We start from the raw sequence: 6,896 nt of genomic DNA, 5'->3' as shown, positions 1-6,896 counted from the left end.
TGAACAAATAAATCTATTTTTATCACACAAGATCAGCACTGAACTGAAAATCTTCGCCAGCAAAATTGGGAAGTCTACGCCAGCCTTTTAGGTGGTCAGTTTGCTCCGGTTTAGGGTGGTCAGTTTCACCGGTATTTCCACTCTAGTGGATAGCTTATTTAGGTTTTTAAGTCGTTCTAAGTCTGATCGTGTAACATTAAATTGCTCTAAATGTCTTAGCCAACGATTTTCAAAATATTTTTCTTGCCAAAGTTTCTCCCAAACTTCTAATGTTTGTTTAGTAACTATACTCCATTTATTACTTGTGGGATCTTTTTTTATATAAATTTCCTCTTTACAGTTGGGGCACTTTCTTTTTCTTTGAGGCCAGGCATTAAGAGATGTAGTACAGTAAGGACAAACTGGGGAATCTTGATTCCAAATCTTCAAAGATGTTTGGTTATTATTTTGATTATTTGGTACAACAACAGTTTCTTTAGAAGGATTTTGTTTAGGTACATTAAACAATGATTTAAATAGATTTCTGAACATGTCTAAATAATTTATTAAACATACTAAAATTAATTAGGGGACGGAATAGGGGACGGATTTTTTTTCTTTTTATTATCTTACTTTTGCTCAGTTTAAATTAAATTTTAACTTAAAAGCGTATTAAAGGCATTTTTATATAAGAAATGAGAAGGGCGAATTAATTATATATACTCCGGCGCTGGGTACAAAGCCTGATACGAAAGTGTCGGGCTTTTTTGTTTGTTGGACATGGTCAGTTTGAGCTGGAGATCTGAGACTTCATTTTATTGGCAAATTGAAGTCATGATTTTAATGCATACAGGTAGATAAGTATGGTTTTACTGGATGTTTTCGATCATCTGTAACACCAAGTCAATTTCATTTTTTATTTCTTCACTCAGTACGGAAACATTAGAGAGTTCAAAAACATCCAATTTTTCAAGCTGATTAGCCATTACAGATAATTTATACAAGCCCGAAGATGCAGCTGTGCCGTAAAGTTTGTGACCAACACTATTCAAACCCGGTAGATCTAGAGCTGTAATATAGCCTGCAATAGACAGTTTTGTTGCCTTCAATTCTGTACAAACCAGGCTCAGTACCTCCCTCATTATGGAATCATCATCCCCTATATAACCTTTAAGTTTGTTTATATTGAAATGTTGCAATTCCTCAACTTCAAAATCCTGATTTAGGTTTATCCCATCTTCCTGACCGAGATCCAGCCATTTGTTAAAAATAGCTACGACATTATTTTCAACTATTGGTTTTGCCACAAAATCATCCATGCCAGCAGCAATGCATTTTTCTTTTTCCCCTTTTATATTTCCGGCAGTAAGGGCAACTATTGGAATATGCCTGTGAGAACTGATATTTCGGATATGGCTGGTTGCTTCATAACCGTTCATTCCGGGCATTTGTATATCCATCAAAATAATATCTGGTAATTGCCTCCTACAATGGGCAAGCGCTTCCTCTCCATTCTTTGCCTCCAGGATAGTTGCATTAGGTGTAATTTTTTTAATGATTGTTCGGGCAAGCAGCATATTTACTGTATTGTCCTCTGCAATCAATACGCTAAACGTGTCAAGAGAAGGTTGCTGTTCTGTATCAGGTACTTTATTTATTTTTAAATCTTTCTGGCGCAAGCGTGACAAAGCATGATAGATATCCTGCATTTTTAAAGGCTTAACCAGACGGTAGATTACTTCAAGTTCATCACATTCTTTAATTATTTTGCCATCGTCTGATGAACTATGAAGCAAAATGATTGGAAGTTCAGCACCTGTACTAAAAAAGTTCTGTCTGATCTTCCTGATTGTTTCAAGACCATCCATAATCGGCATATGGTAATCCATAATTACCGCATCATACCTTTTCTCTTGCGTCATTAATTGTATTGCTTCAAAGCCATTTGAAGCCTTTGTCGTATGTATGTTTTTAAGTGATAACATCGCAGAAATAATATCCCGATTATTTTCATTGTCGTCAACTACGAGTACATTTTCAACTTGATTTAGATTTTCCCATTCAATCGCTTCTCCTTGTTCTGAAACAAAAGACACATCAAAATAAAAGGTGCTGCCTAGGCCTGGTGTGCTCTTTAACTTCAGTTTACTGCCCATTAAGCCAAGAAGTTTATTTGATATTGTTAACCCGAGCCCGGTACCACCGTACTTCTTGGTTGTTGAGCTGTCTTCCTGCGAAAAGGCCTCAAAAATCTTTTGTTGTTTTTCTGGCTTGATGCCGATACCGGTATCTCTTACTGCAAAGCGCATGGTGGATTGGTCTCCCTTGTCGCCAATTTTTTCAATCTTTAATTCTATTTCACCCTTCTCAGTAAATTTGGAGGCGTTGCCCAAAAGGTTCACCAGGATTTGTTTAATTCTCACAGAATCTGCATAGATAAAGCGTGGCAAGTCAGGTGGGATATTCAGTAACATTTCCAACCCTTTGGTTTGCACCTGGTAGGTAATGATGTCAGTAGCCTGACAACTTAGTTCATATAAGTCGCATTTTTCTACATCAAGTTCCAGTTTGCCTGCTTCGATCTTCGAAAAGTCGAGAATATCATTTATAATGCTTAGCAATGCATTTGCAGACTGATTAACAATGCTGATGTATTGGCTCTGTGTTTCGTTCAGCGTTGTCTTCATGACCAGGTCAGTAAAACCTATCACCCCGTTTAATGGAGTCCTTATTTCGTGACTCATATTTGCCAAAAACTCAGATTTAGCCACATTTGCTTCTTCAGCACGTAACTTTGCAACTTTAAGCTCTTCCCGTTGACGTATAATGGAGGTTATATTTTGAGTAAAAATCATGATACCTCCGACTTTACCATCAAATTGGTACCATGGACGCATTTCCCAGGTGACATATTGGTCTTCGCTTTCGCCTTTTAACCGGTACCTGTCTTCCTCTTTCTTTTCGATAGCCCCTTGTAAAATCCTGAGGTGGCGCGCCCTTCTCTCTTCATCAATATTTTCAAAGACTTCGTAATGAGATGCGCCGATGATATCCTTACCTTTTAAATTATAATCTTCAAGCCAGCGGTTACTAACAGCAATAAAACGCATGTCGTTATCCAGCATGGCAACTGCGGCGGGAGTGTACTTTACAAAAGATGAAAGCCTTGCTTTTTCAACAATAAGCTCACGCTCAGTAGCTCTTCTTTCGGTAATATCAGTTGCGATTCCTAAATAACCATTTATCTCATCATTAATATCCCTGATTGCAGTGACCACCAGCGAAACCGTTCTTTTTGAACCGTCTTTTTTGATATAGGTCCATTCCCTCTGCTCAGATCCCATAACTTCTGCCTGTTGAACAAAAATTCGGAAACCCTCTACCGGGAAACCCAATTGTTCACTCAATTCCTTGCCACGCATTTCCACCTCATCAGGCGAATGAATAATAGCGGGGCTTTGTTTTCCAACCATTTCCTCTGCCGTATATCCCAAAAGCTTTTCAGAGCCCTTATTAAAAACCATAATCAGACCATTAACATCTGTAGCGATGATACTGATCTCCGAAGCTGCTTGCAGCACATCATTGAGTAGTTTACGGGAGTTTCGTACTTCTATCTCGGCCTTTTTTGCCTCATCGATGTCCTGGAAGGTGCCATATATTCGTTTACACTTGTCATTCTCGAACTCTGCTGTACCAATGGCCCTGACCCATAATTCCGTACCGGTAAAAGTCACAATCTGAAGTTCCAAATCCCAGTGTTCGCCTTTGTTAATGGCATTGTTTACAGCTTCTATTATACTATCCCGACTGCTTCCTTCTTTATAAAAGTTAATCCCTTGTTCTAATACTGGTTCATAATCAGCCGGAACACCATGAATTTCTTTAGTAATAGCTGTCCAAATCACTTTTTGATTCTGTACATCTAATTCCCAGCCTCCAACACGAGCAACCCGGTTCGTTTGTTCAAGTGTCTCCTTGGTTTTTCGCAAATCCTCCTCAAGGCGATGCCTTTCGGTAATATCTACGGCATTTCCTATTACATAACTTTCACCATCAATACCTTTTTCGAGGATGTTGTTGTATAACCAGAAGCGGAAAGTGCCATCCTTATGCTGGGTGACCATTTGTCCTTTTGAATAGCCTTGAAGCTGTATCTCTTCGAGATAGCGATTTAAAAAGTCTTTTCTTGTGGATGGAATAATATCAAAGAGACTAAGATTTAAAATCTCCTCTCTGGAATAGCCCAGAATGGTTGCCCCGGCACCATTTACAGATTTAAAATTTCCGTTCAGATCATGCGTACACATGAAACCCTGTGAGTTTTCAAAAAATGCCCTGGCTCGTTCTTCGCTTAATACTAATTGTTTTTCTTTTAGTTTTTCTTCTGAAACGTCACGGGCTATGGCGAAAAGGCTACCGGTTAATGGCTCAGGTGTAGCTACCCATTGCAATATTTTGTAGCTGCCGTTTTTCGAACGAAATCGATGCGTAAAGTTGATTGTATTTTTTCCCTCAGCCAGACTTTGGATTTCTTTTTGGGTGATTTGAATATCATCCGGATGTACGAGGTCAAAAAAGGAAGTAGTGAGCAAGGTTTTATTATCCCAGCCCAAGATTTTTTCAAATGCGGGATTTATCTTTTTGAAAAAACCATCTGTGCCTGCTACACAAATCAAATCATTAGAAAGATTGAATAGACTTTCAAAATTTTTCAGCTCTACCTTCTGCCTTCTCTCGATGATTAATGCCATCACTTCATCGGCCAATAAAGTTAATGCCCTCTTTTGGTTTTTATTGAGTTTATTCGGTTTTCTATCAATTACACATAATGTTCCTAAGGCATAGCCATTAGGGTCAATCAGCGGTTGCCCTGCATAAAAGCGTATATTTGGGTCATCTGTGACTAAACTATTGCTATTAAAGCGCTCATCCTTTGTGGCATCTTCGACCTCAAAAATTTGATTTTCCAGGATGGCATATTTGCAAAATGCAAGATCTCTGGAGGTTTCGTTTACACCTAAACCAACTTTTGATTTGAACCATTGTCGGTCTTTATCTATCAGTGATATTAATGAAATAGGCACTTCACATATCAAAGAAGCGAGTTCGGTAATTCTGTCAAACTCTTTTTCACTTAAAGAATCGAGTATTTCGTAGCTTTTCAGGGCCTTTAACCGTTCTTCCTCATTATTAGGGATAATACCTTTTTTCATTCAGTGCTATTTATTGCCTGCTAAGCAAAGATGTTAATTTAACGATTTTAAATTATTTTTATAATGTTATTAAGTCTTTATAGACTTAATAACTATGTTATAATTAAAGATGAACTTAAAGTTTCCTCTAAATTATTCCAAAATGAAAAGTGCCAATTGCTCCCACCATTCACAATATTCGCATAGTTTCCATCGATATGCAAAATTGATTTTCAAGGTTTATGGTAATTTACTATTGTGATTTTATTGAAGTGTCTCTTACTTAACGGTGGCCCTGATAACTATCGGAGGTTAGAAATCCTGTTACGAATTGTCGGGCTTGGTTGTTTTGGTAAAGAAACGGAGTACAAGACTCCGGCTTATTTTATAATCTGTTTCACGCTGCGCTTAAGACTACGGACAGTGGAGCTATGGCTCTACCGTCTAATATTCAGTTAACGGTAGATATTCTATTTTTTACCGTAAGAAGCTTCATGAATCATTGTTTTTCCGTCAAAATTCTTATAAACGGTAAATATTTGATTTTTTACCGTTAGGTTGTTATCTTTGAATATGCAAGAAAGTTATAAAGTAAACCCTGATAGGACAAAGCCATGGAATGACATGCCAGAGCTTCCAATTGCGGAAGAGCTTTATAAGGACATAGATATTTTTGAGCAATTGGTCTTATCCAGGGCATCATTAGCTAGATTACAAGGCAGAAGTATAGCTATCCCTAACCAGGGATTACTAATAAATACCATAAGTTTACAAGAGGCGAAGGCTTCGAGTGCTATAGAGAATATTTTTACTACAGACGATGAACTTTATAAAGCTTACAGTGATCAGAAATATCAAATGCCACAAGGTGCCTCAAAAGAAGTTCTGAGATACCGTGAAGCACTATGGGCAGGTTATCATTATCTATCAAAACTCCCTGGATTTGATCAAAACTATTTCATCAATATCTATCAGGAAATTAATCAGGTAAGTGATGGAATAAGACCTGCGTTTTTAAACACAGTAATTAAGCAAGGTGGGTCTGGTTTGAATGCAGGAACAATTGTTTATACACCCCCAAGAGGAGATGGGATTGTGGAGCAGAAACTTCAGAATCTGATCCAATTTCTGAATAATGTAGATGATAAAACAGATCCATTAATTAAAATGGCTATCGGACACTTTCAGTTTGAAGCTATTCACCCTTTTCGTGATGGAAACGGAAGAACAGGTAGAATATTCAATATTCATTATCTTACCAAAATGGGCTTACTTGATTATCCCATATTGTTTTTAAGTCGCTATATTATTGAACATAAGGATGATTATTATAATTTGTTAGGTGGTGTTTCACAAAGAGGAAGATGGAAAGAATGGATATTGTACATTTTAAAAGCAATGGAAGTTACTTCCAATATTACCTATGATAAAATCAATGATATTCTGGCCACAAAAGAAGCAATAATGGAGGAGGTAGTGAAGCATAAGGATATCAGGAGGCCTGATCGATTAGTTGATCTGATTTTTACACAACCATTTACTAAAGTAAAACATCTTGAAGATGCTAAATTATATGCTGAAAAAACAGCGAGAAATTACTTGAACAAATTAACTGAGCTGGGGATTTTGGAGCGTAGATCTATAGAAGGAGGACATTATTATTTAAATCTTGAGCTCTACAGGATATTATCCGAATAATAGGAGTGATGTCACATACAAAAA

Annotated in this window: 3 protein-coding genes; 1 reads left to right on the top strand and 2 read right to left on the bottom strand. The window is 37.3% G+C overall.

What is annotated here, in order from left to right; genetic code table 11:
* Positions 1 to 87: 87 nt before the first annotated feature.
* The gene (locus tag Q8S11_RS08510) at positions 88 to 531 is read right to left on the bottom strand and encodes a hypothetical protein (RefSeq protein ID WP_305661663.1); all 444 of its coding nucleotides are present in this window, start codon (positions 529 to 531) and stop codon (positions 88 to 90) included.
* A gap of 317 nt (positions 532 to 848) precedes the next feature.
* Entirely contained in the window at positions 849 to 5,195 is a 4,347-nt protein-coding gene (locus Q8S11_RS08505; protein ID WP_305661662.1) for a PAS domain S-box protein, read from the bottom strand.
* A 552-nt stretch (positions 5,196 to 5,747) separates the two neighbouring features.
* Between Q8S11_RS08505 and Q8S11_RS08500 the strand changes: the two genes are divergently transcribed.
* Entirely contained in the window at positions 5,748 to 6,872 is a 1,125-nt protein-coding gene (locus tag Q8S11_RS08500) for a Fic family protein (RefSeq protein WP_305661661.1), read from the top strand.
* Positions 6,873 to 6,896: the final 24 nt, after the last annotated feature.

Origin of the sequence: Daejeonella sp., assembly GCF_030695525.1 — a bacterium.
In the GTDB taxonomy this organism is placed as follows: domain Bacteria; phylum Bacteroidota; class Bacteroidia; order Sphingobacteriales; family Sphingobacteriaceae; genus Daejeonella.
This window is presented reverse-complemented; position numbering and strand designations above follow the sequence as displayed.